This is a genomic window from uncultured Sulfitobacter sp. (assembly GCF_964021855.1).
In the GTDB taxonomy this organism is placed as follows: Bacteria; Pseudomonadota; Alphaproteobacteria; order Rhodobacterales; family Rhodobacteraceae; genus Sulfitobacter.
Map to the genome: position 1 here is coordinate 319,264 of NZ_CAXHZD010000004.1, position 25,307 is coordinate 344,570.

Here is a 25,307-nt window from a genome sequence, read left to right on the forward strand (position 1 = left end):
TTGTAGCAGCCAAGCAAAGCACTTAGCTCTGAAATGGAATGATTGGGAAGAAAAACACGCTAATGAACACGCCATTTTCGCCTCCACCCCCGCCGCATGCGCCAAAGCGGACGCTTTTTGCACGGCTGCGCGGGTCGTTCCTGACGGGGTTGGTGGTGATTGCCCCGGTCGGCCTGACCATATGGCTGATCTGGACAGTGATCGGCTGGATTGATGGCATTGTGCTGCCCATGGTGCCACTGGCCTATCACCCCGACCGGCTGATCCAGACCTATTTCGGGCTGGACCCGTCGGCGCAGATCAACGTCCGCGGCATTGGCGTGATCATCTTTTTACTGTTCACCATCATCGTGGGATGGCTGGCCAAGGGCATCATCGGACGGTCCTTTATCCGCTTTGCCGAAGGGCTGGTGCAGCGCACACCGGTGGTGCGCACCATCTATTCCGGCATTAAACAGATTTCCGAGACGATTTTCGCCCAAAGCGAACGCAGCTTTGAAACAGCCTGTATGGTGGAATACCCGCGCGCCGGCGCTTGGGCGCTTGGCTTTATCTCGATCTCGGCCAAGGGCGAAGTGGCCCGCCATGCCGGGATTGAAAAAGAACTGGTCGGCGTGTTCATCCCCACCACGCCTAACCCCACGTCGGGCTTTTTGCTGTTCTTTCCCCGCAAAGACGTGATCGAGCTGGATATGTCTGTCGAAGACGCAGCCAAGCTGGTTATCTCGGCGGGGCTTGTCTATCCGCCCGACCGCCCGCTGCCCGTCGATGGCCAGACCAAGCAACCGGCCCCCATCGAACCTAGCTGAACATCGTTTTCAAATCGACCGAACTGCGCTTGCCAACATGATCGATTTCATGGGTTAAAAACCGCGCGGCTGATGCACGGCCCGCCGCCCTAAGCGCTGAAATCACCGCCGGGTTTGGCACGGTTTTGGTCGCGGTCGACAGCTTGGACATCAAATCGTCATCGGCAATCATGTGAATGTAGACGCGGTTCATTTGCCCTTCTTCGATCCGGCCTGTGTCCAACAACCGCTGCACAAATTCGATGGCCCGCAATTCGCGCAGCAAGCTTGAGTTAAAGCTGATCTCGTTGATCCGGTTCTGAATCTCTATCGGGGTTTTCGGCAGATCCGCCCGCTCAAGCGGATTGATATTGATAATGACAATATCAGGCGGCAAATTGCGGGTATATAAGGGAAACAACGCCGGATTACCGGTATAGCCACCGTCCCAATAGGCCTCTGACTTGCCGGTTACGGGGTCTGGAATATCCACGGCCTGAAACAAGGTGGGCAGACAGGCAGACGCCAATAGCGCGTCGGGGCCAATCTCGTCCCCCTCGAAAACCTTGATCTTGCCATCGCGAACCTTGGTGGCCCCTACAAACAGCCGGGGCGCATCCTGCCCGCACACCAGATCATAATTGAACTTTTCCACAATTTCGCGCAGCGGGTTTTTATAAGCCGGACCATAGGCATAGGGCGATACGATCTGGGTCATCGCGGTGCTGACAGCACTATGCCAGCTGTATTCCATCGCCCGACTGATCGCCGCGACACCGAAAGGGGCAAGCCAACCCGACAACTGGCTTTCACCCACGCCGGACACTTTCTGCCAAAGCCAATCCAGATTATCCCGCGCGCCCTGACGCCCGCCCGAAATCATCCCCGCCTTAAGCGCCGCCCCATTCAAAGCCCCAGCAGAGGTGCCGGAGATCGCTGAAATCTCCAGATCGTCCTCTTCCAACAGCCGGTCAAGAACACCCCACGTATAGGCCCCATGCGCGCCGCCGCCTTGCAAGGCCAGATTTATCTGTTTTTTCACCATTGGATCGCCCCGCCCCGTTTCAAGAAAGACCGCCTCCGGCGGGGATATTTGAAAGCCAGAGAAGCCGTGGACCGGTCCTATATTCTCTGGCTCTCAAATATCCTCGCCGAAGGCATAAAAGTTCTTATAGCGCGGTCCAGCCACCATCGACGCTGACGGTCGTGCCGGTAATTTGCGCCGCTGCGTCCGAGCACAGGAATGTCGCCGTGCCGCCCAGTTGCTCCACGGTCGCGAACTCTTTGCTTGGCTGGCGTTCAAGCATCACGTTTTTGATCACTTCGTCGCGAGTCATCCCGTATTCCTTCATCGTATCGGGGATCTGCTTTTCCACGATGTCGGTCAAAACATAACCCGGGCAAATGGCATTGGAGGTGATCGGTTCCTTGGCGGTCTCAAGTGCGGTGGTTTTGGTCAGCCCGATGATGCCGTGTTTTGCCGCGATATAGGCTGATTTATAGGGCGACGCGGTCAACCCGTGCGCAGACGAGATGTTCACCACCCGGCCCCAGCCTGCCTTGCGCATCATCGGCAGCGCCATTGCCGTTGTATGAAACGCTGAGCTTAGGTTGATGGCGATGATCGCGTCCCATTTTTCCACCGGAAAGTCGGGGATCGGGGCCACATGTTGAATGCCAGCGTTGTTCACCAGAATATCGCAGCGCCCTGCATCGGTCACGAACTGGCGGCATTCGTCGGCCTTGGACATATCGGCCTTGATATAGCGCGCGGTTACGCCCGTTTCTTTGGCGATCTCCTCGGCGATTGCGTGGTCTTCGTCGCGGTCGGTGAAGGAGTTCAACACAACATCCGCGCCCGCCCGTGCCAGTGCCCAAGCGATGCCGAGGCCAATGCCCGAATTTGACCCCGTGATCAGGGCGGTCTTTTGTGAAAGGTCGATGCTATAGGCCATGGTGTTCTCCTGCGGTTTCTGCAACTGCATCATGGTACGCAGCCCCAGCAATGGGAATGATTAATTAAACCTCAGCGGCATGATTTGGCCAAAATGGGATTCGATTAGACGGAACAAAAACGGGCAAAAAAAAACGTCCGCACGAAGCGGACGTTAAGTTATTGAGGCAGGTTTCATACAGGCAAGAAACCTATCGAGCAGTAAGGTCTTTATACGCAAACCTTTGCTGCAATCCAAGCTTAAAGTTTGATAAGCCCCCGCAGCGCCGCTAAGAGTTGGCGTAATAAAACAAGGGCAGAGCGGGATTGTTTCGAAAATGGTGTCAAATTTTTTCCAAACCTGTCGGGCGGTTGCAGCAGTTTCTTCACTGATTCTGTTCGGGGCCGCAGCCCAAGCCGAGCCCGCGCACGGGATATCTATGTATGGCACCCCTGCTCTACCACCGGATTTTGTGTCGCTCCCTTATGCGAACCCGCAAGCGCCCAAAGGCGGCGCAATTGTTTTGGGCAACACCGGCGGCTTTGACAGCCTTAATCCTTTCGTGCGCAAAGGCACCGCGCCCTGGCAGCTTGCTTTTTTCACCCACGAGACACTGATGGGGCGATCATGGGACGAACCCTTCACGCTTTACGGGCTTTTGGCCGAATCGGTCGAGGTGCCTCAGGACCGATCATGGGTGGAATTCACCCTCAGGCCCGAGGCGCGTTTTTCCGACGGCAGTCCCGTCACTGTCGAGGACGTGATCTTTAGCTACGACATGCTGGGGTCAGAGGGGCACCCGCGCTATCACGGGCTGCGGGCACAGATTGACAGCATCGTTCAAACTGGGCCGCGCAGCCTGCGTATGACGTTCAATACTGAAAACCGTGAATTGGCGCTGCTGGCGGGTATGCGCCCGATCCTGAGCAAGGCCCAATGGGAAGGGCGCGATTTTGCCAATGCCGCTTTGGCCGATATTCCGCTTGGGTCCGGCCCTTACAGTGTCACGGATTATCGGGCCGGACGGCAGGTGACGCTGACGCGCAATCCTGATTATTGGGGCAAGGATGTCCCGTTTCGGCGCGGCACCCATAATATTGATCAGATCAAGCTTGATTTTTACGGCGATGCCAATGTGCTGTTCGAGGCATTTAAAGCTGGCGAAATCTCGGCCCTGCGGGAGTTCAACGCCGAAACCTGGGCAACACAATATGATTTCCCCGCTGTTACGCGGGGCGATATCGTAAAGTCGACCTTCGCCCACAAGAAACCATCGGGCATGACCGGCTTTGTCATGAACGCCCGTCGCGCGCCCTTTGACGATATCCGCGTGCGTGACGCCATGATTGCCGCGTTCAACTTTGAATATATCAATGAAACGCTGACCGGCGGCGCGCAGCCGCGGATCACCTCGTATTTCTCGAACTCGCCCTTGGCCATGACCGATGGTCCGGCCGAGGGGCGCGTGGCCGAGCTGCTGGCCCCGTTCAAAGACAGCCTGCCCCAAGGCGCGATGGAGGGCTATGCCCTGCCCGTATCGGACGGATCGGCCCGCAACCGCAACGGCATTCGCGCGGCGATGAAGGCCCTGCAAGATGCAGGCTATTCCGCGCAAGGCGGGATTATGCGGGATGCAAATGGCAAGCCGCTGAGCTTTCGCATTTTGATGTCCAAGGGCAGCACCGAGAATATGGCGATTGCGGAGCTATATATTCAAGCGCTCAAGCGGTTGGGCATTGAGGCCACTGTCGAGGCAGTGGATGACGCGCAATTCGTGGCGCGCAACGCAGAGTTTGATTTTGACATGGCGATCTTTCGCCGCGCGCTGTCACTGAGCCCCGGCAACGAGCAGCGCTATTATTGGGGGTCCGAGGCGGCAGATCAGCCAGGCAGCCGCAACTTGATGGGGGTAAAATCCCCCGCGATTGATGCGATGATTGATACAATGGTGAATGCGACCACCACGCAAGATTTCATTGCCGCGACCCGCGCGTTGGATAGGGTTTTGACCGCCGGGCGCTATGTGGTGCCGTTCTGGCAATTCACCCAAGACCGCATCGCCCATATCGCCGAGATGAAATATCCCGATCACGTGCCGCTGTATGGGGATGGGCCGAATTATATGCCCGAGGTTTGGTGGATAGACGCTGAGCGATGAGTGGGAAATAGCCTTTTTAGCACCCAGTCGCAGAACGGCCCTTCGGGGAGAGTTTATTTGGCAAAATGAAACTCGGGCGCGGTTTAGGTCAGGGATGTGACCCAAAGGATTGTTGCGTCTTCGTCGCTGGTTGAGACAACGTTGTGGCCCATGGTGGCATCGTAATAGGCGCTGTCGCCACGGCGCATTTCGACGGGTTCGTAAAACTCGGTATAGAGCCGCACGACGCCGGTCAGCACGTAGAGGAATTCTTCGCCATCATGGCGGACCCAGCCGTCGAATTCTTCCATTTTGCGGGCGCGGATACGGGCGCGGTAGGGCAGCATCTGCTTTTTGCGCAGGGTATCCGCAAGCAATTCATGTTCGTAGGTTGTTGTGGCCTTGCTGGTGCCATCGCCAGATTTGGTCACCGACATGCGGCCATTGATCTGGGCGGCTGAGGGCGGTGTGAACAGCTGCGGCACAGAAATCTCGAGCCCGACAGCGAGCTTTTTCAGCGCGTCATAGGTGGGAGACATCTGGCCGTTTTCGATTTTACTGAGGGTCGAGCGCGCCAGCCCTGCCTGTGTCGCGGCCTGTTCCAGCGTCCAGTTGCGGGCCTTGCGCAGTTCGCGCACGCGCGCGCCCAGATCAACGGGGGGCGCGGTTTCGGTCTCGCCGCTTTCGCGGGCGATCTGGATCATCGATTTGGGCGCTTGCTCTGTCATATATTGCGTATATCGCCCGGTCCTGCGGCTTGCAACGGGCCGGAACCCGCGCTAGCGATGGGCCATGTTGTCACTCTCCCCCTCAGATGGATACGCGCCCTGCCCTGCGCCGTTTAATATGGCGGCCCATGTGCTGGCACATGCCGGCCGGCTGGGCGACAAAACGGCGTTGCTTATTATCGGGCCGGACGGGTGCGAGCGTTGGAGCTACCGCGCCCTTGAGAGCGCGGTACGGGGCACGGCAACGGGGCTTTTGGCGCTTGGGCTAGTGCCCGGCGATATCGTCTTGATGCGGCTTGGCAATACGGTTGATTTCCCGCTGGCCTATCTGGGCGCTTTGGCCGCTGGTTTGGTGCCCGTCCCCACCGCAGCCGCGCTGACCGAACCCGAAGTGGCTGCGATCATTGACATATTACGGCCCAAGGCGATCCTGAACGATCCAGCGGTGGCCTGCCCTAAGGTTGCTGGTGTGGTTGATGTGAGCGCCTTGCGAGCCATGCGCGATCTGCCGCCCGCCGCGTGGCACATGGGCGATCCGGAGCGGTTGGGCTATATCATCTACACCTCTGGCACATCGGGCAAGCCGAGTGCTGTCATGCACGCGCACCGCACAATCTGGGCGCGGCAGATGATGTTTGACGGATGGTACGACCTGGTTGAGTCCGACCGTGTGATGCATGCCGGTGCGTTCAACTGGACCTATACTTTGGGAACCGGGTTAATGGACCCCTGGACCATGGGGGCCACAGCGCTGATCCCCGCGGCGGGCACTGCTGCGGCCGACCTGCCAAGGATGATGCGACAAGAGAGTGCGAGCCTGTTTGCAGCAGCGCCGGGCGTTTACCGGCAGATACTCAAGCATAATGACAGCATCGACATCCCCAGCCTGCGCCACAGTTTAAGCGCGGGAGAAAAGCTGCCCGAAGCCCTGCGCCACGCGTGGCAAGCGGCCAGCGGTACGCGGATATTCGAGGCTTATGGCATGTCGGAATGTTCGACCTTTCTGTCAGGATCGCCAGCGCATCCGGCCCCCGCTGGATCCTTGGGATACCCCCAAGCCGGGCGGCGCGTTGCAATCATCGGCCCCGATGGCCCTGTCCCCTATGGCACCGAAGGTACGATTGCCGTCTATAAAACCGACCCCGGCCTGATGCTGGGGTATTTTGGCGCGCCGGATCAAACCGCCGAGAAGTTTCAGGATGGCTGGTTTATGACCGGCGATCAGGGGATTATGGGGCCGGAAGGACAGATCACCTATCTGGGGCGCAACGACGATATGATGAACGCAGGCGGTTTTCGCGTGTCACCCATCGAGGTTGAACAAAAGCTGGCCCAGTATCCCGGTATTTCTGCCGTCGGCGCGACCGAGGTGACCGTACGTGCCGATGTGACCGTGATTGCAGCATTTTACACGGCAGACACCCCGCTGGACGAAGCGGCACTGGCGCTTTATGCACAAGAAAATCTGGCGCGCTACAAACAGCCGCGTCTTTATGTTCATCTGCCCGAACTGCCCATGGGGGCAAACGGCAAATTGCTGCGCCGCGCCCTGCGCGCGGGCTATGAGGCGCAAAATGACTGAGACGATCAAGCTTGATATCATGTCCGACCCGATTTGCCCCTGGTGCTATATCGGCAAGGCCCATCTGGACCGCGCCTTGGCGTCGGAGCCTGACCACCCGTTCGTGATTGAATGGCACCCGTTTCAGCTGAACCCCGACATGCCCGCCGAAGGCATGGACCGCCGCGCCTATCTGGAAGGCAAATTCGGTGGCAAAGAAGGTGCGGTCAAAGCCTATGCCCCCGTGGTAGAGCACGCGAAAAAGGCCGGTCTGACCATCAATTTCGAGGATATGAAGCGCACGCCCAATACGCTGGATGCACACCGTTTGATCCATTGGGCAGGTATCGAAGGGCGTCAGACCGCTGCTGTATCCGCCCTGTTCAAGGCGTATTTCGTCGATGCCCGCGACATTGGCGATGCCGAAGTCTTGGCCGATATTGCCGATGGGATCGAAATGGATGCGTCTGTGGTCAGACGTTTGCTGGCGTCGGATTCAGATGCCCAAGACATTCGCGACCGTGACGACCATAGCCGCAAGATGGGCATCAGTTCTGTTCCGACATTTATTGTTGGAGGCAAACATGCCGTGCCCGGCGCACAGCCGCCCGAGCTGTGGAAACAGGTGCTGGCTGATTTGCGTCAGCAAACCGATAATTCCTGAACCGCAGCTAACCCCGCAGAAACACTTTGCCTTTGCTGGCCAGCCCGCTTAGAATCACTGCTATAAACGGGGCAAAGACCCCAGTTCAAAAAACGAGCGGGCAGTCATGTTAGAACAATCAACACCACCCTTTCGGGTGCATAGCCGGGTGCAGGTTGCGCCCTCTTTCGTCGAGAGAACAGGACAGCGGTCACGCAGCGTGTTGACCTATGGCTGCTTTGACGGATTTCGCACGACGCATGCAAAACTGCTGGCACAGCTGTCCAGCTTGGGTAGCGAATTAATCGTGGGCTGCGCCACCGATGCGTTTTGCGCGCAAATGGGCCAAAAGCCGGTGATCCCCTTTGAAACACGGCGCGCAGTTCTGGAAAGCTGCCGTTATGTGACGCGGGTGATCGCGTTGGAAAGCTGGGATCAACGCCGTACCGACATCGTGAACTACAACATTTCCGTGCTGGCCCTGCGCAGCGGAGACCCCGCGCATGGGGACGATTTGCACGATATTGTGCAGGTGCTGCATGTGCCCGATGCGCCGGTTCAAAGCTGGCCCGAAACCACCCTTAAATCTGCCTGATAAATCACCGCATTGCACTGCCCCTTGATGCTCGTTAAACGTGAATCAACGGGCGCATTTTGCCGCTCTACCTCCTAGGAGCAGCACGGATGCAATCAGACAGACCTGACTTCCCCATGTCCAGCGCTGAATTCGTGGCTCTGATTGCAATGCTCTTTGCCACGATTGCGTTTTCCACCGACGCAATGCTGCCCGCCGTGCCCCAAATCGCCGCCGAGTTGGCCCCCGCCACGCCCGAGCGTGTCCCGCTGATCCTGACAGCGTTTATCTTTGGCCTTGGCCTTGGGACCTTCTTTACCGGGCCGCTGTCGGATGCCTATGGCCGCAAGAACATCGTGTACTGTGGGGCTGCTCTTTATATTGCGGGAACGGTCCTTGCCTGGGCCAGCCAGTCGCTGGAGGTGATGCTGGCCGCACGTGTGGTGCAGGGCCTTGGGGCCGCCGGTCCGCGTATTGTGTCGCTTGCAATTATCCGCGACCTGTATTCAGGGCGTCAAATGGCGCGGATCATGTCCTTTGCGATGATGATTTTTGTTATGGTGCCCGCCTTTGCCCCCGCATTGGGCGCGATCATCATTCACTATTCCAGCTGGCGCGGTATCTTTGTCAGCTTTGTCGTGTTCTCGGTCATTTCTACGCTGTGGATGCGGATACGGCTGCCTGAAACCCTGGCCGTCAAAGACCGCCGCCCCATGCGCATCGGCCTGTTGTGGAAAGCGATTGTCGAGATTTTCAGCAACCCCATGGTGCGGCTGTCAATCGCGGTGCAAACGCTGGCCATGTCCATCCTCTTTGCCACTTTGATGTTGGTGCAGCCCATATTCGATCAGGTCTATGACCGCGCCGACAGCTTTCCGCTGTGGTTTGGGGTTATTGCATTGATATCGGGCTGTTCCAGCCTGATTAACGCAATGTTGGTGGTGCGTTTGGGCATGCAGCGGATTGTGACGCTGACCCTTGGCGCGCAGATCGTTCTATCTGCAATCATGCTGTTTGCGGGGCTGGACAATCTGCCCGATCCGCTTGGCTTTGGCTTTTACATGATCTGGCAGGTGTCGTTGTTTTTCCAAGCGGGGCTGGTCTTGGGCAATCTAAGCGCTTTGGCGATGGAGCCGATGGGCCATATTGCGGGCATGGCCGCATCCGTCATTGGTGCCGTATCGACCGTGCTGGCAGCGCTGATCGCCTCGCCCATCGGGTTGATGTTCGACGGCGAGATTGATCTGTTGATCACATCGGTGCTGGCGCTGGCAGCGGCCGGTTTTCTGCTGATGCTTCGGATGGGGCAGCTCGCCAAAAGAGACGCTCCGGTGCGCGAACCGTCGGCGTAGGTTTATGCGGCCAAGCGCGCTGGTTTCGCCCTTCGGGCGAGGATTTTAGTCCATTTGGAAAGCGGTCAGCGGGCAGTTTTCAGCCGGAACGCCAGCGCCAGTAGCACGGCAGCGATGCTGAAGGGCAGCAGCCAAAGCAGGATGATATTCCCCTTGAACAGCATGCTGGACGAAAACGCGCAGGGCGGGACAGTACAGGATGCGGGACGCCCCATGATGTAGACAGGTGGCACTGCAACAAGCAGCGCCACCGCGACATAAAGAATGCCGATCGTCAGTTTACGTAAAGGCGAGATCACGCTGCGCGCTGGCCACCGGGTTTACCGCCGCCACCGGGCTTGCGCCGACGCCGGGATGCGCCTGCGGGCTTGCCCTCGCCGCCACCATTACCGCCACCGCCGTTACCACCGGGACGGCCACCGCCGCCACCTGGGCGTCCACCGCGACCACGACCGCGGCCGCCTTTTGGCTTGGCGGGTTCATCAATCGCCTCCCATGGGCGGCCCGAGGCCACAGGGATCGAGATTTTCATCGTCTTTTGGATGTCTTTCAATTCGCCCATTTCATCAGGGGCGCAAAAGGCAATCGCAGCACCGTCTTTGCCGGCACGGGCCGTACGACCGATCCGGTGCACATAGTTATCGGGCACGTTGGGCAATTCGTAGTTATAGACGTGTTTCACATCTGGAATATCCAAACCACGCGCCGCCACATCTGTTGCAACCAAGACGGTTACATCACCCTTTTTGAACGCTTCAATGGCGCGATCCCGTTGGCCCTGGCTTTTGTTGCCGTGGATCGAGGCCGCTTTGAAACCGGCCTTGACCAGATCCTTCATCAGCTTTTCACAGCCATGTTTTGTGCGGCCAAAGACCAATGCACGTTCTTCGGTATGCTTGCCCAGCAGTTCAATCAGCAGCGATTTCTTCTCGGCTTTGGCGATGAAATGCACCTCTTGGGTGACTTTGTCAGCGGCTTTGCCGGGAGGCGATACTTCGATGCGGATCGGGCTGATCAGATAGCTGTTGGCGATCTCGTTCATCAGTTTCGGCATGGTTGCCGAGAACAGCATGGTTTGGCGTTCTTTGGGCAGTACCGACGCGATTTTCCGCAGGTCGTGGATAAAGCCCATGTCCAGCATCTGGTCGGCTTCGTCCAGCACCAGAAACGAGGTTTTGTGCAGCAGCACCGCGCGGCGGTCCATCAGGTCAAGCAGGCGACCCGGCGTGGCCACCAGCAAATCAACGCCGCGTTCCATGCGTTTGATCTGTGGGTTGATCGACTGACCGCCCACAACCATCATCGTTTTCAGTTGCGTGCCTTCGCAGAAGCCTTTCAGGTTTTCCATGATCTGGTTGGCCAGTTCACGGGTCGGGGCCAGCACAAGGCCGCGCACGGTGCGCGGTTCGGGGCGGGCTTCCATTTCCAACATTTGTGCAACCAATGGCACGCCAAAGGCGGCCGTTTTACCGGTGCCGGTCTGGGCAAGGCCCATCACGTCCCGGCCGTTCATCGCATGTGGGATCGCTTGTTTTTGAATAGGGGTCGGGTCTGTCATGCCCATGTTGGTCAATGCTTTGACCAAACGGCGCGGCAGGCCCATCATTTCAAAATCGCTCATGTATATCGTCTTTCCAAGGGCCGCAGCAAAAGTGCTGGAGCCGTCTAAATCACGCGGCACCCAAAAAGGGGCTAAACCGCGAGGGACGCAAAGCAGATCGCAGGGGACGGCCTAATGCCAATACCCTGTCTGTTGCGCTTGGCCCCACGCGTGATTTTGGGAACATCGGCGGCCTTTATGTCTCAGCTATATGATGGTCGATGTGACCAAAGGGCTGACTGCTCACGCGGCAGAAGGCATCGCTTGGACGCTAGATGGGCGCATCGGCGGGCAAAGTCAACGCCTTGCGGCAAACTAAGGTGAACGCCACCACGTCCCATGGCCCTGCCCGGTCTGGCTCATCACCGGCTGCTACGGCGCTTGCACATTACCTGTCAAATCGGCATGGATCGACGGAATGATTTGAAAGGCTTGGACAAATGGACAATCTGCGCGGCGCGATCATCATGGTGTTTTCGATGCTGGGTTTCGCATTTGAGGACATGTTCATCAAATTGATGGGCGATGATATTCCGATTGGCCAGATATTATTCCTGCTGGGTTTGGGCGGCGCGATCTGTTTCGGTCTGGTCGTTCGGATCAAGGCGCAGCCGCTGCTTGAGCGGTCCATGCTGACGCGGCCCATTATGCTGCGCGCATTGGGCGAAATCGTCGGCACCTTGGGCTTTGTCTCGGCAATCGTATTAACCCCCATTTCCTCTGCCTCGGCGATTTTGCAGGCGACGCCCTTGGCCGTTACCTTGGGCGCTGCGCTGTTTCTGGGCGATCCCGTCGGCTGGCGCCGGTGGAGCGCGATCCTGGTCGGGTTGTTTGGTGTGCTCTTGATCATTCGCCCCGGCATGGAAAGCTTTGAAGCGCTGTCCTTGCTGGCCGTGGTCGGTGTTATTGGCCTGTCCATGCGCGATCTGGCGACCCGACGTGTCCCCAAGCACACATCAAGCTTTCAGCTGTCGTTCTTGGCGTTTCTGGCATTGGTCCCCACCGGGGTGCTCCATATGTTTGCGACCGATACGTTTTTCGTCCCGATGACGGCTCTGCAATGCGTTTATATGGTGTCGGCGCTGAGCATCGGCATGATTGCCTATTACGGGATCGTTGCGGCCATGCGCGTGGGCGAGATCAGCTTTGTCACCCCGTTTCGGTATTCGCGTCTGCTGTTTGCCATCGTGATCGGCATCATGGTCTTTGGCGAACGTCCCGATCTGCTGACCTATGTTGGCGCTGCGATCATTGTGGCGTCGGGCATGTATACCGTCTGGCGCGAGCGCAAAGTCAAAGACATAGCCTGAACACTTTTCATCCTGCCCCCCGCAGGCTAAAACAGCGCGAAAACACCCATGCCAAAAGGATCTCCCCTCATGAGCACCATCGTAGACATCTATGCCCGCGAAATTCTGGACAGTCGGGGCAACCCCACTGTCGAGGTTGATGTAACGTTGGAAGACGGCACAATGGGCCGGGCCGCGGTGCCATCAGGTGCCTCCACCGGTGCCTACGAGGCGGTCGAGCGCCGCGATGGTGACAAATCGCGCTATATGGGCAAGGGCGTCTTGCAAGCCTGCGAAGCCGTGAACGGCGAGATTGCGGACGCGCTGGTGGGCATCGATGCGACCGAACAGGTCGAAATCGACGGCACAATGATCGAACTGGACGGCACCGATAACAAGGAACGTTTGGGGGCAAACGCGATTTTGGGTGTGTCACTGGCCGCCGCCAAAGCCGCCGCAGATTTCTGTTCGCAACCCTTGTTCCGCTATGTTGGTGGCACCTCGGCGCGGATGCTGCCCGTTCCGATGATGAACATCATCAACGGTGGCGAACATGCAGACAACCCGATTGATATCCAAGAATTCATGATCATGCCTGTCGCTGCGGAAAACATCCGCGACGCTGTGCGCATGGGCTCCGAAGTGTTTCATACCTTGAAGAAAGAGCTGTCCGCTGCGGGTCTTTCCACCGGTATCGGCGACGAGGGTGGCTTTGCCCCCAACATTAGCTCCACCCGTGATGCGCTTGATTTCATTCTTAAATCCATCGAAAAAGCAGGCTACAAACCCGGCGAGGAAATTTACCTCGCCCTCGATTGTGCGGCAACCGAGTATTACAAAGACGGCAACTATGTCCTGTCCGGCGAAGGCAAAACCCTGTCGAGCGCCGAGAATGTGGATTATCTGGCCGCCCTTTGTGGCGACTATCCGATCATCTCGATCGAAGATGGCATGTCAGAGGATGACTGGGACGGTTGGAAACTGCTGACCGACCGTTTGGGCGATAAGATCCAGCTGGTGGGCGACGACTTGTTCGTAACCAACCCTGCCCGTCTGGCCGAAGGCATCAAGCGCGGGTCGGCCAATTCGATGCTGGTCAAGGTCAACCAGATCGGCACCCTGTCCGAAACCCTGCAAGCCGTTGATATGGCGCATCGCGCGGGCTTTACCAACGTGATGTCCCACCGTTCGGGCGAAACCGAAGACGCGACGATTGCCGATTTGGCAGTTGCGACAAACTGTGGCCAGATCAAAACGGGTTCCTTGGCGCGGTCGGACCGGTTGGCGAAATACAACCAGTTGATCCGTATCGAAGAGGCGCTTGGCGTGACGGCAGAATACGCAGGCCGTTCGATCCTTAAGGGGTAAGCGCGGTCGCTTAGGACCGATAAACCTAGAAAGCGCGCTAACTCAGCGCGCTTTTTTCTTTTTGGGGCATGCTGACCGTACCGCCACCAACCGCCGCCCGAACACCCGTTGTGCTGTGGCACGACGTCGGCAGCCCCCGTGCGACGCGCACTGCCAGATACCCAAATGCCTGCGCCTCCAACATATCACCGTCCAACCCGATATCTTCGATTGGGGCGACGGGGCAGTCCAAACTCACCGCCAGCATTTTCATCAATACTGGGTTATTCCGCCCGCCACCCGTCACCAACACGCGGTCAGGCACCCGCGGGCAATGGGCCATCGCCTCGGCCACGCCAGCGGCGCACATGGCGGTCAGGGTTGCGGCGGCATCGGCGTCGGATAATTCGCCCACCAGTGCCACCATTTCCGCAAAATCATTACGGTCCAGTGACTTGGGCGGTATGCGTGCAAAATAAGGTTCTGCCAAAAACAGCTCAAGCGCGCCAGTTTCAACCGTGCCTTTTGATGCAACCTTGCCGCCCTTGTCATAGGCCAGCCCCAGACGCGATTGCATCAGATCGTTGATCGGCGCGTTTGCAGGCCCCGTATCAAAGGCCAGCAGCGCCCCGTCGGCCTCAGGCCGCGCAATGGCGGGATCAACCCATGTCAGATTGCCCACACCGCCCAAATTCAAAAACGCCACCGGACCGGTCAGCCCGGCATAGCGCGCGCAGGCGTGATGGAAAAACGGCGCGAGCGGCGCGCCCTCGCCGCCCAGTTCCACGTCAGCGCTGCGAAAATCCCAAACCACAGGCGTGGCCAAGGCATCCGCCAATGCCGCCCCATCGCCCACCTGCAACGTGCCTTGCGCGCGCGGTGCATGGGCCAGCGTTTGACCGTGAAACCCGATCACATCAACGTCGGTAAAATCGCGCAAAACCTCCAGATGCGCGGCCTCGATCACTTGCGTGGCCGCCTGCACCTCGGGGCCGGACCATTTGCCAAAACCCGCGGCAATCACCTTGCGTTCTTCGGCGGAATATTCGCGGTATCCTGACGCGCCAAAGCCCATGATATCGTGGCCATCCGTGTCGATCACCGCCACATCGACCCCGTCCAACGACGTGCCGCTCATCGCACCAGCGGCCCGCAAAACGCCTGTTTTCGCGATCCGATTTCCATGGGGCCTATTCATGGCCTTTTCCTTTGTCTGCTCAGCACATATAGAGTGCACCACCACCCAAGCTGAGGGCAAGCGCCATGACATACCACCCCAAATCCGAATTTATCCGCATCATGATGGAGCGCGGCTTTGTCGCTGACTGCACGGATTATCAAGGCCTTGACGAGGCGCTGCTCAAGGGCGCGCAACCCGGCTATATCGGATTTGACGCGACTGCCAAGTCCCTGCATGTCGGATCGCTGATCCAGATCATGATGTTGCGCTGGCTGCAAAAGACCGGCGGCAAACCGATCACCCTGATGGGCGGCGGCACCACCAAGGTGGGCGACCCGTCGTTTCGCGCGGACGAACGCCCGCTGCTGACCCCGGAACAGATCGACGATAACATCGCGGGCATTAAAAAAGTGTTCAGCGCCTACCTGACCTATGGCGATGGCCCATCTGATGCACAGATGATCAACAACGCCGAATGGCTGGACGGGTTGAATTACCTCGATTTTCTGCGCGACATCGGGCGGCATTTTTCGATCAACCGGATGCTGTCCTTTGAAAGCGTCAAGTCCCGCCTTGATCGCGAACAGTCGCTGTCCTTCCTCGAGTTTAACTACATGATCCTGCAAGCCTATGATTTCATGGAGCTTCACCGTCGCCATGGCTGTATCCTGCAAATGGGCGGATCGGATCAATGGGGCAATATCGTGAACGGGATCGATCTGACACGCCGCGTGATCGATGGCGAAGTTTACGGCTTGACCACGCCGCTGCTGACCACATCTGACGGCAAAAAAATGGGTAAATCCCAATCCGGCGCGATCTGGCTGAACCCTGACATGCTGTCACCCTATGAATTCTGGCAATTCTGGCGCAACACGACCGACGCTGATGTGGGCCGCTTCCTCAAGCTCTATACAGAGCTGCCGGTCGATGAATGCGACCGCTTGGGCGCGCTGGAAGGGTCCGAAATCAACGCGGCCAAGATCAGGTTGGCGAACGAGGTCACCACCCTGCTGCACGGTGCGGAAGCTGCCAAAGCGGCCGAGGCAACAGCCCGTGAAGTGTTTGAAAAGGGCGGGATTGGCGACGATCTGCCAACCCTGACACTGACTGCTGCCGATATCGGCGATGGCATGTCGATCGTGCAGTTGATCGTGAAATCGGGGCTGGCCGGATCGGGCAAAGAAGCAAAACGCCTAATCTCCGAAAACGGCGCGCGGATCAATGACGAACCGCTGACCGACGCAGGCATGATGATTGACGCCGCGGCCTTGGCATCGCCAATCAAGCTGAGCGCCGGCAAGAAACGCCACGCGCTGGTCCAACTAGGCTAAGCAAAAGGGGGGCGGGTCGCCCTGCCCCCGTTACTTTAGCTCTCGGCCTTTTCCTCAAGCACCAGCCATTCGGCCTCGGCGTCTTGCAGCTTTTCGTTCCGCTCGACCAAGGCATCTGTCGCTTTTTGGAACTTCACCGGATTGTCGGTGTAAAGCGCGGGGTCACTCATCAACTCTTCCAGCTTGGCAATCTCGGCCTCCAGACGCGAAATCTCGGCAGGAAGCGCCTCAAGACGGTGCTTTTCGGTAAAGCTAAGGCCCTTTTGCGCGGCGGCTTTCGGCTTTTCGCCCTTGGCCCCCGTTTTGGTCTTGGCAATAACACTTTGATCGAAATCATCCTGCTGGCGCTGTGCCAGATAATCGGTCCAACCGCCGGCATAAACCGTGGCCTTGCCGTCACCTTCCATCGCGATGGTGGTCGCGGCAACACGGTCAAGGAAATCGCGGTCGTGGCTGACCAGCAGCACAGTACCATCATAGGTCGACAGCAATTCCTGCATCAAATCAAGGGTTTCGACGTCCAGATCGTTGGTCGGTTCATCGAGCACCAGCATATTGCTGGACCGCGCCATAATCTTGGCCAGCAACAACCGCGCCTTTTCACCACCCGACAAGGACCGTACCGGCGCACGCGCCTGACCTTCGTCAAACAGGAACTCTTTCAGGTATCCAACGACATGTTTCGGCTGGCCGCGCACCAAAATCTGGTCCGCTTTGCCAGATACGCGCATCTCGGGATCGCCGGTCAGGCTGTCCCATAGTGACATGTCGCCATCCAACTGTGCGCGCGCTTGGTCGAACAAGGCGATCTCAAGGTTGGTGCCCAGTTTGATCGTCCCTGAATCAGGCTGTTCCTTGCCAATCAGCATGTTCAAAAGCGTGGTTTTGCCAACGCCGTTCGGGCCGACCAGCGCAATCCTGTCGCCGCGCTGGATGGTGATGTCAAAGGGGCGCAAAATCGTCTTGTCGCCAAAGGCTTTGGTGATGCCCACGGCCTCGACCACCTTGCGACCCGACTTGGGTCCAGCCTCAAGCGCCATGGCCGCCGTGCCCTGCCGCGTGATCTGGCTGGCCCGTTCGGCGCGCAGGTCTTGCAAGGCACGTACACGGCCCTGGTTGCGCTTGCGCCGCGCTGATATGCCCTCGACAGCCCAACGCGCCTCCGCCTTGATCTTGCGGTTCAGCTTGTGGCGCTGCATGTCCTCTTCTTCCCACATCTGGTCGCGCCATGCCTCGAACCCGCCAAAGCCGATTTCCTGCCGGCGCGTCACACCGCGGTCGATCCACAGGGTCGCGCGGGTCAATTCGCGCAAGAATGCCCTATCGTGCGAAATAATAACAAAAGCGGCGCGCGTGGTTTTCAGCTCGTCTTCCAACCAGCGGATCGCCTCGATGTCCAAATGGTTGGTCGGTTCGTCCAGCAACATCAATTCAGGCTCGGATGCCATCAACCGCGCCAATGCCGCGCGACGACGTTCACCACCGCTTGCGGTGCTGACCGGGCGTGCCGGGTCAAACTTCAGCCCCTCGCCCGCGCGTTCCACCTTATACATCTCTGACGGATCAAGCCCGTGCGACGCAAAATCGCCCAAGGTCTCGAACCCGCTTAGATCCGGGTCCTGCTCCATATAGCCGACGGAGACACCGGGGCCGACGATCACATCGCCGCTGTCTGCTTCAACAATGCCGGCCATGACTTTCATCAACGTCGACTTGCCCGAGCCGTTTCGCCCGACCAAAGCCAACCGGTCGCCCGGTTGAACGACCAAAGACATATCTTCGAATACGGGATCGCCGCCGAAAGTCAGCGTAATCTCGTTCACTTGTAATAAGGGTGCGCGTGCCATGAACGCCAGCTAGCGCCACGCCGCGTCAGGGTCAATGACCCCTGCTTCCAAATGGTTCTAAATCCTCGCCGAAGGCATAGAATCTTTTCAAACCAACCCGCGCAGCAAGCGTTTTCGGTTTTCTGGAATTGCATCGATCTCAAGCCCTGTGAACACATGCATTGTGTTCATCTGCCGGTCGACCACTGCATGATCGCTTACCCAGCCACCCATTAGTAGATAGGTGCGCAGCAGTGGCGGCATCTGTTGCAGCGCCTCTTTGCGGTCCACGCTGTCGCCTGTCTGGTCTGCGAATCGCAACACTTCATCCGCGCCCTCGGCCGGATACCATGCGCGCGGGGCAAGGTGGCACCGCGCCAACAGCGCAAAACTCCCCATAAATGCATCTGGGTCGGTCCCTTTGAAGGATGTGCAGCCAAACAGCAGCTTGATGCCTTGGCTATCGACAAACTCGGTCAGTGCCGCCCAGGCAATGCGCACGATATCAGGGTCGGCGGCATCGGGATGCACGCAAAAGCGCCCCAGCTCCATCATCTTGCCGTCGAATCCGGCCAGCCTGTCCAGCCCGTAATACTGCGCTGCATAACTGCCCGTGATATCAGCCCCTTCGAACACGCCGATCCGAAAGCAGCAAACAAGACGCCCGCCGCTGCGTTCGCGCACCAGAATATGACGTTGGCTGGCATCAAAAGGGTCACGGTCAAGCGGCGTGTTCAGCCCAAAGGCCAACGCCCTAAGCGCCTGCGCTGATTGGATATCTTGGGGGCTTTGCGCCGTCACTACATCGTATCGGCCCTTGCTCATGGCGATCATGTCCTCACATGCATTCCCACCAAGGTCTGATGCCTAGCCACTAAGGGCCGCAGGGTTGAACCGGCCGATATTGCCCAAAAGCTGGCGAATAAAGGCTTTGTCGCTGATCGAAGAGCTGGTCACACGCCGGTCCAGCGCGATGACATTGCCACGCTCAAGCCCGAAGCGTTCGACATTTTGTACGATGCCATTGGCGCTAAAGCTGATGGCGACCACTTCGCGCTCGATCTCTTTGGGTGCGAAAAACCCCAACGCCCTGCGGCGCGAGCGCACATAATAATAGCTGGAAGAATCAAGCAATCCGGACGCTGCAGGTGTACCCGCCATTGCTGTCACCGTGTCGCGCGTGTCACTGCCAATGGTGATTTGGTCCAGATCCTCTTGCAGTGGCACATAGCCATGGTTCTTATACTGCGGCGAACAGGCCCCAAGCATAAGACCCGCGCTAACGAGAGCGGCAGACATCAGTGTCTTGGTGACATGGCGATCGATACGCATTCTTGGTGCCCTCTTGCCCTTGGGGATCATGGCTTTTATCTCGCATACACCAAGCATGCCCTATGGTTCAAGAAACGAAAGCAACACATCATGTCTCGCACGCCCCCTACATCGACTGCATTGCGCGTTGCAGATCTGCCCCAAAACGCTGACACCCCTTTTTCCTTGCGCCCCGACGCAGACACCCTGCGGCAGATTGCCGACGAACTGGGGTTAAGCGCATTGCGTAAATTATCTTTCGAGGGGAAATTATCCGCCTCCGGTAAATCGGATTGGCAGCTGAATGCCCGCCTAGGGGCCACCGTGGTGCAGCCATGTGTGGTGACGCTTGAACCGGTGACGACTCGCATTGACGTAAATATCACGCGGTTTTTCGTTAACGATTATCAAGAGCCTGACGAAGCCGAAGCGGAAATGCCAGACGACGATCGCTCCGAACGGCTTGCAGCTTGGATCGACCCCGCCGCCGTGATGATCGAGGCCTTGGCCCTTGAAGTGCCCGAATACCCCCGTGCAGACGGTGCAGAGCTGGGTCAGGCTGTCTATGCCGAACCCGGCGTGGCCCCAATGACCGACGAAGATGCGCGCCCGTTTGCCGGGCTGGCACAGCTGCGCGAAAAGCTGGAAGACCCGAAAGGGTAGGTATACAAGGAAATCGGTGCAAAACGGGGTTGCATCGGCAAGGTTTCGCAGTATTTTGCGCCCTTCACCCCAATTAAGGTTGGACATCGGATAGGCTTAGGCCTAAACGCACGTCACGCCCAAACCGGGAGTTGATCTGAAACACGGTCGTCTTTGGCTATATGCCGCTGAACGACCCCGAAGGCAAAGGCACCAGACATGGCTGTCCAACAGAATAAAGTTTCCAAATCGCGTCGCAACAACCGTCGCGCGCACGACTCGCTCACTGCAGCGAACCCAAACGAATGTGCAAACTGCGGTGAACTGAAACGCCCACACCACATTTGTGCGGCTTGCGGTCACTATGATGACAACGAAGTCATCGCTCAGAACGAAGAGATCGACCTAGACGAAGACGCGGCGTAAGCTGTCATCGTTAACCGCAGATAATAAAAGGCTTCGCACCAGATGACGGTTTCGTCCGATCAGCCTAAAGCGAACGCTCAGCGTACCCTTATTTCAGTTGATGCAATGGGGGGCGATCAGGGCCCGGCAATCGTTGTTGCCGGGTGCTCTGAGTCTGCGGCCAAGAATCCTGACATCAGCTTTGTCCTGCACGGGCCAGCGGAGACGCTGGAACCCTTGGTGGCCAAGCGTCCCGAATTGGCGGGCCGTTGTACTGTGCGCAATGCCACCGGCGTTGTGACCATGGGCGACAAGCCCAGCAATGTGCTGCGCAATGGCAAGGACACTTCCATGTGGTCTGCCATCGAATCTGTGCGCACGGGCGAAGCATCGGTTGCCGTAAGCTGCGGTAACACCGGCGCGTTGATGGCCATTTCGATGATCCGTCTGAAAAAAATGGCTGGCGTCAATCGCCCTGCGATTGCTGTTCTCTATCCCTCGACTGGCCCCCAAGGCTTCAACGTCATGCTGGATGTCGGTGCTGATATCCGTGCCGATGCCGATGACCTGCTGCGCTTTGCGTTGATGGGCAAATCATATGCCCGCAACGGTATGGGCATCGAACGTCCCCGCATTGGGCTTTTGAATGTCGGCACCGAAGAACACAAAGGCCGTACCGAGCTGAAAGAAGCCTATGAGCTGATTCGTGATGCCGCCGATGAGGCCGAGTTCGATTTCGTCGGTTTCGTCGAAGGCAGCGATCTGTCGGGCGACGTCGCTGACGTTATTGTCACCGACGGGTTTACCGGCAACGTGGCGATCAAAACCGGCGAAGGCACTGCGACATTGATCGGCAACGGTCTGCGCGAAGCCTTTCAGCATTCAATCTGGTCGCGCATTTCAGCCCTGTTTGCCTATGGGTCGCTGGCCCGCGTCAGAAAACGGTTTGACCCGCGCCGTGTGAACGGTGGCGTGTTTCTGGGGCTGAATGGCACCGTTGTAAAATCTCATGGCGCTGCCGATGCGACGGGCGTATCATCGGCCATCAAACTGGCCGCACGTCTGGCGGAAAGTGAATTTACCAACCGGCTTGCGGCACGGGTTGCCACCGCACCACCGGTGAAAGAGATCGAAGAATGACCATCCGAGCTGTTGTTATTGGTGCCGGGCACTATTTGCCCAAACGAGTCGTCGAAAACGTTGAATTCGAAGGCAAAATTGACACCGATGACGAATGGATCAGGTCCCGCTCGGGCATCGAGCGCCGCCATTTCGTAAGCGAAGGCGAAACCACCTCGACCATGGCCACGGCCGCTGCGCGCATTGCGCTGGAAGAGGCCGGAAAAACCCCCGCAGATGTAGACGCTATCATTCTTGCGACATCGACTGCCGATCTGACATTCCCCTCTGCTGCGACCATGGTGCAGGCCGAACTGGGCATGGAAAGCGGCTTTGCCTTTGATGTGCAGGCTGTTTGTGCCGGCTTTATCTACGCCCTCGCCAACGCCAATGCGCTGATTCTGTCAGGCCAAGCCAAACGCGTGCTCGTCATCGGGTCCGAGACATTCTCGAAAATCATGGACTGGACCGACCGCAGTACCAGCGTTTTGTTCGGCGACGGCGCAGGCGCGCTGCTGCTTGAGGCCCAAGAAGGCACCGGCACCCCTGCCGATCGCGGTATCCTGTCGACGGATCTAAATTCCGACGGTCGCTATCGTGACCTGCTTTACGTCGACGGCGGCATCAGCACGGGCACAACCGGCTACTTGCGCATGCAAGGCAATCAGGTTTTTCGCCATGCGGTTGAAAAGCTCGCCGCGACGGCAACGACCGCAATGGAACGTGCCGATGTGACATCGGAAGATATCGACTGGGTCGTGCCCCATCAGGCAAATATCCGTATTATTCAAGGCACTGCAAAGAAATTGAACCTGTCGATGGATCAGGTTGTCGTAACCGTACAGGACCACGGCAACACCTCGGCGGCGTCCATTCCGCTGGCATTATCTGTCGGCAAACAGCGCGGTCAGATCAAGCAAGGCGACCTGATCGTGACCGAAGCAATCGGCGGCGGGCTGGCATGGGGCGCGGTCGTTCTGCGCTGGTAAACTCGCTTTTCGCCGCGCAAACAGGGCCTTACGGCCCATAGTTGTTGACAGGTGAAAACTTCCCTGCCTATGCTGAAAAAAATACAAGGGATATGGAATGGCCGACAAAACGTTGACCCGCATGGATTTGAGCGAAGCTGTCTTTCGCGAAGTGGGGCTATCCCGCAATGAAAGCGCCCAACTTGTAGAGGCCGTTCTTGAACATATGTCTGACGCCTTGGTCAAAGGCGAACAGGTTAAAATCTCCTCTTTCGGTACATTTTCTGTGCGCGACAAATCTGCGCGTGTTGGCCGTAATCCAAAAACAGGCGAGGAAGTTCCGATTAACCCGCGCCGCGTTCTGACATTCCGCCCCTCCCATTTGATGAAGGACCGGGTCGCCGACGGGAACAAGCGTTGATCTGATGCCCAAGTCTCCGGACGCATTCCGTACCATCTCAGAAGTCGCTGATTGGCTGGGCATCCAAGCCCATGTTCTGCGTTTCTGGGAAAGCAAATTCACCCAAATCAAACCGATAAAACGGGCTGGCGGCCGGCGTTACTATCGCCCTGCTGACATGCTGCTGCTTGGCGGTATCAAACGCATGCTGCATGAGGATGGCCTGACGATCAAAGGCGTCCAGAAAGTGCTGCGCGAAGAAGGCATGAACTACGTCGCGGCCCTGTCGGCACCGCTCGACGAGCTTGGCCAAGCTGACGTCAATGACGATGCCACCGATACGGTAGATATGGCCGCATTGCCTGCCGAGCCGGTCAAACCAGAAAGCGTCGTGCTCCCCTTTGAAAGCGCGCGTCCCGTGGATCCTGCGCCAGAACCAGCACAGTCGGCACCAACACCCACGCAAGACGCAGCCCCGGTGTCTGAACCTGCTGAGACGTCTGAGGCACCCGATGAAAACATTAAAGACGACCAACAACCTGTTGAAAAAGAAACGATAAGCAGCGCCAAGGCAGATTTAGACGCGGCCTCCGGCACCGCACCTGCGGTAGCTGATACGCCTCAACCCGCGCCCAGCCAAACGGCAGATGCACCGCCTGCGCCAAACGTGACCAAACCACGCGTTGTCGACGTTACCATCCCGCCGGAAACAGACATTCCCGCCACCGCGGCGACGCTGTCATCTGCGCTCCGCCTCCGCAAAATCACGCCCGCTGCCGCCGCAGACATCGCGCCGGTGTTGTCCCAACTTGCGGCACTGCGCGATTCCATGGTGTCTGGGGTCTCGGACCACAGTCCAGCAACAAAAGACTGAAACGCCATGCGCTTTGCGGTAATTCCCCCTTGCGCACCCGCGATTATCAGGTATTTACCGCCACATGTCGGGCTATGGCGCAGCCTGGTAGCGCGTCCGTCTGGGGGACGGAAGGTCGCAGGTTCGAGTCCTGCTAGCCCGACCAACCGACATAAAACAAACGCCCGCGCCTGTAACGGTGCGGGTGTTTGCATTTGAAAGGTCCTGCTATGGGCGGTGTTATCCCAAACCAGCAAATCAGCGACATGATCAACGCGGGCCAGATCACTGGCGATGTGCCGGTTGACCCCGCCCAAATCCAACCCGCCAGCCTTGATCTGCGCCTTGGCACGGTGGCCTACCGCGTACGCGCTTCTTTTCTTGCAGGGCATGGTGCCAAAGTTGCCGACCGGCTGAGCGAGTTTGAGATGCACCGCGTTGACCTCACCGACGGGGCCGTTCTGGAAAAGGGCTGCGTTTACGTTGTCCCGCTGATGGAAGGGCTCGCGCTGCCCGATGATATCTCCGCCGTCGCCAATGCCAAAAGCTCGACCGGACGACTAGACCTGCTGACCCGTACCATCACCGATGGCGGCACCGAATTCGACCGCGTCAGCCCCGGCTACGCAGGTCCGCTTTACGCTGAAATCTGCCCACGCTCGTTTTCGGTGTTGGTGCGCCCCGGCATGCGCCTGAACCAGATCCGCTTTTCTACCGGCGACGCCACGCTGAACGACGACGCCCTGCGCGCCCTGCATGCGACAACCCCGCTGGTTGATGGCGATCCGGTCATTGACGATGGCTTGGGCTTCTCCGTCGATCTACGTCTGCCCGGCACCACCTTGGTCGGCTACCGCGCGAAACCGCATACAGGCGTCATTGATCTGGATAAAATCGGTCACTACGCCCCCGCCGACTATTGGGAAGAAGTGCACAGCGACAACGGCCAGATCATCCTAGACCCCGGCGCGTTCTATATCCTCGTCAGCCGCGAAGCCGTAACAATCCCGCCCGAATACGCCGCAGAAATGGCCCCTTACCTTGCGATGGTCGGTGAATTTCGCGTGCATTACGCGGGTTTCTTTGACCCCGGTTTCGGTCATGATAAATCTGGCGGTGCCGGATCACGCGGCGTCCTTGAGGTCCGCTGCCACGAGGCCCCCTTTGTGCTTGAACATGGCCAAGTCGTGGGCCGCTTGGTCTATGAAAAGATGGCACAGGTCCCTACGCAACTCTATGGCGCAGGCATTGCCTCAAACTACCAAGGCCAAGGCCTCAAACTCAGCAAACATTTCGCAGCGCCCGGCTAAACCGCT

The 25,307-nt window shown here is 58.2% G+C and carries 25 protein-coding genes and 1 tRNA gene; 17 read left to right on the forward strand and 9 right to left on the reverse strand.

All coding sequences use genetic code 11. From position 1 onward, the window contains the following. Positions 1–62 precede the first annotated feature (62 nt). A complete protein-coding gene (locus AADJ11_RS15000; RefSeq protein ID WP_341235323.1) occupies positions 63–809 on the forward strand; it encodes a DUF502 domain-containing protein in 747 nt (248 codons plus the stop codon). Here AADJ11_RS15000 and AADJ11_RS15005 read toward each other — a convergent pair. Continuing rightward, positions 802–1,833 (reverse strand): patatin-like phospholipase family protein, encoded by a 1,032-nt coding sequence (locus AADJ11_RS15005; protein WP_341235324.1) that lies wholly within the window; start codon positions 1,831–1,833, stop codon positions 802–804. The two genes, AADJ11_RS15000 and AADJ11_RS15005, sit on opposite strands and share 8 nt — an antisense overlap. Before the next feature lie 124 nt (positions 1,834–1,957). After that, on the reverse strand, positions 1,958–2,743 hold the full coding sequence (locus AADJ11_RS15010; RefSeq protein WP_341235325.1) for a 3-hydroxybutyrate dehydrogenase: 786 nt from the start codon (positions 2,741–2,743) through the stop codon (positions 1,958–1,960). A 418-nt stretch (positions 2,744–3,161) separates the two neighbouring features. Between AADJ11_RS15010 and AADJ11_RS15015 the strand changes: the two genes are divergently transcribed. Further along, positions 3,162–4,880, forward strand: a complete 1,719-nt coding sequence (locus AADJ11_RS15015) for an extracellular solute-binding protein (RefSeq protein WP_341235326.1) — start codon at positions 3,162–3,164, stop codon at positions 4,878–4,880. 83 nt (positions 4,881–4,963) lie between these two features. Here AADJ11_RS15015 and AADJ11_RS15020 read toward each other — a convergent pair whose 3' ends face one another. Next, positions 4,964–5,587, reverse strand: coding sequence for an XRE family transcriptional regulator (locus AADJ11_RS15020; protein ID WP_341235327.1), 624 nt, complete (start codon positions 5,585–5,587; stop codon positions 4,964–4,966). Between the two features lie 64 nt (positions 5,588–5,651). Between AADJ11_RS15020 and AADJ11_RS15025 the strand changes: the two genes are divergently transcribed. From AADJ11_RS15025 to AADJ11_RS15040, 4 genes are all read left to right on the forward strand, one after another. After that, positions 5,652–7,169 carry a class I adenylate-forming enzyme family protein gene (locus AADJ11_RS15025; protein ID WP_341235328.1) on the forward strand — a complete coding sequence of 506 codons (1,518 nt, stop codon included), beginning with the start codon at positions 5,652–5,654 and terminating at the stop codon, positions 7,167–7,169. Further along, a complete protein-coding gene (locus AADJ11_RS15030; RefSeq protein ID WP_341235329.1) occupies positions 7,162–7,812 on the forward strand; it encodes a DsbA family oxidoreductase in 651 nt (216 codons plus the stop codon). The genes AADJ11_RS15025 and AADJ11_RS15030 overlap by 8 nt, the downstream gene beginning before the upstream one ends. 106 nt (positions 7,813–7,918) lie before the next feature. After that, complete coding sequence (locus tag AADJ11_RS15035) at positions 7,919–8,386, forward strand: adenylyltransferase/cytidyltransferase family protein (RefSeq protein WP_341235330.1); 468 nt, start codon at positions 7,919–7,921, stop codon at positions 8,384–8,386. A gap of 89 nt (positions 8,387–8,475) precedes the next feature. Then, the gene (locus AADJ11_RS15040) at positions 8,476–9,717 is read left to right on the forward strand and encodes a multidrug effflux MFS transporter (RefSeq protein ID WP_341235331.1); all 1,242 of its coding nucleotides are present in this window, start codon (positions 8,476–8,478) and stop codon (positions 9,715–9,717) included. A 65-nt stretch (positions 9,718–9,782) separates the two neighbouring features. On the opposite strand, the gene AADJ11_RS15045 is transcribed toward AADJ11_RS15040, so the two are convergent. Continuing rightward, a complete protein-coding gene (locus tag AADJ11_RS15045; RefSeq protein WP_341235332.1) occupies positions 9,783–10,016 on the reverse strand; it encodes a hypothetical protein in 234 nt (77 codons plus the stop codon). After that, on the reverse strand, positions 10,013–11,338 hold the full coding sequence (locus tag AADJ11_RS15050; RefSeq protein ID WP_341235333.1) for a DEAD/DEAH box helicase: 1,326 nt from the start codon (positions 11,336–11,338) through the stop codon (positions 10,013–10,015). Before AADJ11_RS15050 ends, AADJ11_RS15045 begins: the two co-directional genes overlap by 4 nt. A gap of 419 nt (positions 11,339–11,757) precedes the next feature. On the opposite strand from AADJ11_RS15050, the gene AADJ11_RS15055 reads away from it, so the two are divergent. Together AADJ11_RS15055 and eno are read left to right on the forward strand one after the other, a co-directional pair. Continuing rightward, on the forward strand, positions 11,758–12,627 hold the full coding sequence (locus tag AADJ11_RS15055; protein WP_341235334.1) for a DMT family transporter: 870 nt from the start codon (positions 11,758–11,760) through the stop codon (positions 12,625–12,627). 69 nt (positions 12,628–12,696) lie between these two features. Beyond that, entirely contained in the window at positions 12,697–13,974 is a 1,278-nt protein-coding gene (gene eno / locus AADJ11_RS15060) for a phosphopyruvate hydratase (protein WP_341235335.1), read from the forward strand. A gap of 37 nt (positions 13,975–14,011) precedes the next feature. Here the strand turns inward: eno and AADJ11_RS15065 are convergent, their stop codons facing one another. Next, entirely contained in the window at positions 14,012–15,151 is a 1,140-nt protein-coding gene (locus tag AADJ11_RS15065; RefSeq protein ID WP_341235336.1) for an anhydro-N-acetylmuramic acid kinase, read from the reverse strand. A 65-nt stretch (positions 15,152–15,216) separates the two neighbouring features. On the opposite strand from AADJ11_RS15065, the gene tyrS reads away from it, so the two are divergent. Beyond that, on the forward strand, positions 15,217–16,467 hold the full coding sequence (gene tyrS / locus AADJ11_RS15070; protein ID WP_341235337.1) for a tyrosine--tRNA ligase: 1,251 nt from the start codon (positions 15,217–15,219) through the stop codon (positions 16,465–16,467). A 35-nt stretch (positions 16,468–16,502) separates the two neighbouring features. Here tyrS and AADJ11_RS15075 read toward each other — a convergent pair whose 3' ends face one another. The 3 genes from AADJ11_RS15075 to AADJ11_RS15085 form a co-directional block, all read right to left on the reverse strand. Further along, positions 16,503–18,314 (reverse strand): ATP-binding cassette domain-containing protein, encoded by a 1,812-nt coding sequence (locus tag AADJ11_RS15075; RefSeq protein WP_341235338.1) that lies wholly within the window; start codon positions 18,312–18,314, stop codon positions 16,503–16,505. Between the two features lie 87 nt (positions 18,315–18,401). Further along, positions 18,402–19,118, reverse strand: a complete 717-nt coding sequence (locus tag AADJ11_RS15080; RefSeq protein WP_341235339.1) for a GNAT family N-acyltransferase — start codon at positions 19,116–19,118, stop codon at positions 18,402–18,404. 42 nt (positions 19,119–19,160) lie between these two features. Continuing rightward, a complete protein-coding gene (locus tag AADJ11_RS15085) occupies positions 19,161–19,625 on the reverse strand; it encodes an outer membrane protein assembly factor BamE (protein ID WP_341235340.1) in 465 nt (154 codons plus the stop codon). A gap of 90 nt (positions 19,626–19,715) precedes the next feature. Here AADJ11_RS15085 and AADJ11_RS15090 point away from each other — a divergent pair, with 90 nt between their 5' ends. The 8 genes from AADJ11_RS15090 (at position 19,716) to AADJ11_RS15125 (ending at position 25,301) form a co-directional block, all read left to right on the forward strand. Next, positions 19,716–20,267 (forward strand): DUF177 domain-containing protein, encoded by a 552-nt coding sequence (locus tag AADJ11_RS15090; protein WP_341235341.1) that lies wholly within the window; start codon positions 19,716–19,718, stop codon positions 20,265–20,267. A gap of 198 nt (positions 20,268–20,465) precedes the next feature. Further along, complete coding sequence (rpmF, locus tag AADJ11_RS15095) at positions 20,466–20,672, forward strand: 50S ribosomal protein L32 (RefSeq protein ID WP_341235342.1); 207 nt, start codon at positions 20,466–20,468, stop codon at positions 20,670–20,672. 42 nt (positions 20,673–20,714) lie between these two features. Then, a complete protein-coding gene (gene plsX, locus AADJ11_RS15100) occupies positions 20,715–21,791 on the forward strand; it encodes a phosphate acyltransferase PlsX (RefSeq protein WP_341235343.1) in 1,077 nt (358 codons plus the stop codon). Next, the gene (locus tag AADJ11_RS15105) at positions 21,788–22,759 is read left to right on the forward strand and encodes a beta-ketoacyl-ACP synthase III (protein WP_341235344.1); all 972 of its coding nucleotides are present in this window, start codon (positions 21,788–21,790) and stop codon (positions 22,757–22,759) included. The genes plsX and AADJ11_RS15105 overlap by 4 nt, the downstream gene beginning before the upstream one ends. A gap of 97 nt (positions 22,760–22,856) precedes the next feature. After that, the gene (gene ihfA / locus AADJ11_RS15110) at positions 22,857–23,159 is read left to right on the forward strand and encodes an integration host factor subunit alpha (protein ID WP_005853794.1); all 303 of its coding nucleotides are present in this window, start codon (positions 22,857–22,859) and stop codon (positions 23,157–23,159) included. A 4-nt stretch (positions 23,160–23,163) separates the two neighbouring features. Continuing rightward, positions 23,164–24,012, forward strand: a complete 849-nt coding sequence (locus AADJ11_RS15115; RefSeq protein ID WP_341235345.1) for a MerR family transcriptional regulator — start codon at positions 23,164–23,166, stop codon at positions 24,010–24,012. A gap of 68 nt (positions 24,013–24,080) precedes the next feature. Continuing rightward, positions 24,081–24,157, forward strand: a tRNA-Pro gene (locus tag AADJ11_RS15120). Positions 24,158–24,221: 64 nt separating this feature from the next. Beyond that, on the forward strand, positions 24,222–25,301 hold the full coding sequence (locus AADJ11_RS15125) for a 2'-deoxycytidine 5'-triphosphate deaminase (RefSeq protein ID WP_341235346.1): 1,080 nt from the start codon (positions 24,222–24,224) through the stop codon (positions 25,299–25,301). Positions 25,302–25,307 lie beyond the last annotated feature (6 nt).

Bases quoted from the DNA above. Each gene is read 5' to 3' on its own strand.
- AADJ11_RS15000 (WP_341235323.1), top strand. From the start codon at position 63: ATGAACACGCCATTTTCGCCTCCACCCCCGCCGCATGCGCCAAAGCGG.
- AADJ11_RS15005 (WP_341235324.1), bottom strand. From the start codon at position 1,833: ATGGTGAAAAAACAGATAAATCTGGCCTTGCAAGGCGGCGGCGCGCAT.
- AADJ11_RS15010 (WP_341235325.1), bottom strand. From the start codon at position 2,743: ATGGCCTATAGCATCGACCTTTCACAAAAGACCGCCCTGATCACGGGG.
- AADJ11_RS15015 (WP_341235326.1), top strand. From the start codon at position 3,162: ATGTATGGCACCCCTGCTCTACCACCGGATTTTGTGTCGCTCCCTTAT.
- AADJ11_RS15020 (WP_341235327.1), bottom strand. From the start codon at position 5,587: ATGACAGAGCAAGCGCCCAAATCGATGATCCAGATCGCCCGCGAAAGC.
- AADJ11_RS15025 (WP_341235328.1), top strand. From the start codon at position 5,652: ATGTTGTCACTCTCCCCCTCAGATGGATACGCGCCCTGCCCTGCGCCG.
- AADJ11_RS15030 (WP_341235329.1), top strand. From the start codon at position 7,162: ATGACTGAGACGATCAAGCTTGATATCATGTCCGACCCGATTTGCCCC.
- AADJ11_RS15035 (WP_341235330.1), top strand. From the start codon at position 7,919: ATGTTAGAACAATCAACACCACCCTTTCGGGTGCATAGCCGGGTGCAG.
- AADJ11_RS15040 (WP_341235331.1), top strand. From the start codon at position 8,476: ATGCAATCAGACAGACCTGACTTCCCCATGTCCAGCGCTGAATTCGTG.
- AADJ11_RS15050 (WP_341235333.1), bottom strand. From the start codon at position 11,338: ATGAGCGATTTTGAAATGATGGGCCTGCCGCGCCGTTTGGTCAAAGCA.
- AADJ11_RS15055 (WP_341235334.1), top strand. From the start codon at position 11,758: ATGGACAATCTGCGCGGCGCGATCATCATGGTGTTTTCGATGCTGGGT.
- eno (WP_341235335.1), top strand. From the start codon at position 12,697: ATGAGCACCATCGTAGACATCTATGCCCGCGAAATTCTGGACAGTCGG.
- AADJ11_RS15065 (WP_341235336.1), bottom strand. From the start codon at position 15,151: ATGAATAGGCCCCATGGAAATCGGATCGCGAAAACAGGCGTTTTGCGG.
- tyrS (WP_341235337.1), top strand. From the start codon at position 15,217: ATGACATACCACCCCAAATCCGAATTTATCCGCATCATGATGGAGCGC.
- AADJ11_RS15075 (WP_341235338.1), bottom strand. From the start codon at position 18,314: ATGGCACGCGCACCCTTATTACAAGTGAACGAGATTACGCTGACTTTC.
- AADJ11_RS15080 (WP_341235339.1), bottom strand. From the start codon at position 19,118: ATGAGCAAGGGCCGATACGATGTAGTGACGGCGCAAAGCCCCCAAGAT.
- AADJ11_RS15085 (WP_341235340.1), bottom strand. From the start codon at position 19,625: ATGCGTATCGATCGCCATGTCACCAAGACACTGATGTCTGCCGCTCTC.
- AADJ11_RS15090 (WP_341235341.1), top strand. From the start codon at position 19,716: ATGTCTCGCACGCCCCCTACATCGACTGCATTGCGCGTTGCAGATCTG.
- rpmF (WP_341235342.1), top strand. From the start codon at position 20,466: ATGGCTGTCCAACAGAATAAAGTTTCCAAATCGCGTCGCAACAACCGT.
- plsX (WP_341235343.1), top strand. From the start codon at position 20,715: ATGACGGTTTCGTCCGATCAGCCTAAAGCGAACGCTCAGCGTACCCTT.
- AADJ11_RS15105 (WP_341235344.1), top strand. From the start codon at position 21,788: ATGACCATCCGAGCTGTTGTTATTGGTGCCGGGCACTATTTGCCCAAA.
- ihfA (WP_005853794.1), top strand. From the start codon at position 22,857: ATGGCCGACAAAACGTTGACCCGCATGGATTTGAGCGAAGCTGTCTTT.
- AADJ11_RS15115 (WP_341235345.1), top strand. From the start codon at position 23,164: ATGCCCAAGTCTCCGGACGCATTCCGTACCATCTCAGAAGTCGCTGAT.
- AADJ11_RS15125 (WP_341235346.1), top strand. From the start codon at position 24,222: ATGGGCGGTGTTATCCCAAACCAGCAAATCAGCGACATGATCAACGCG.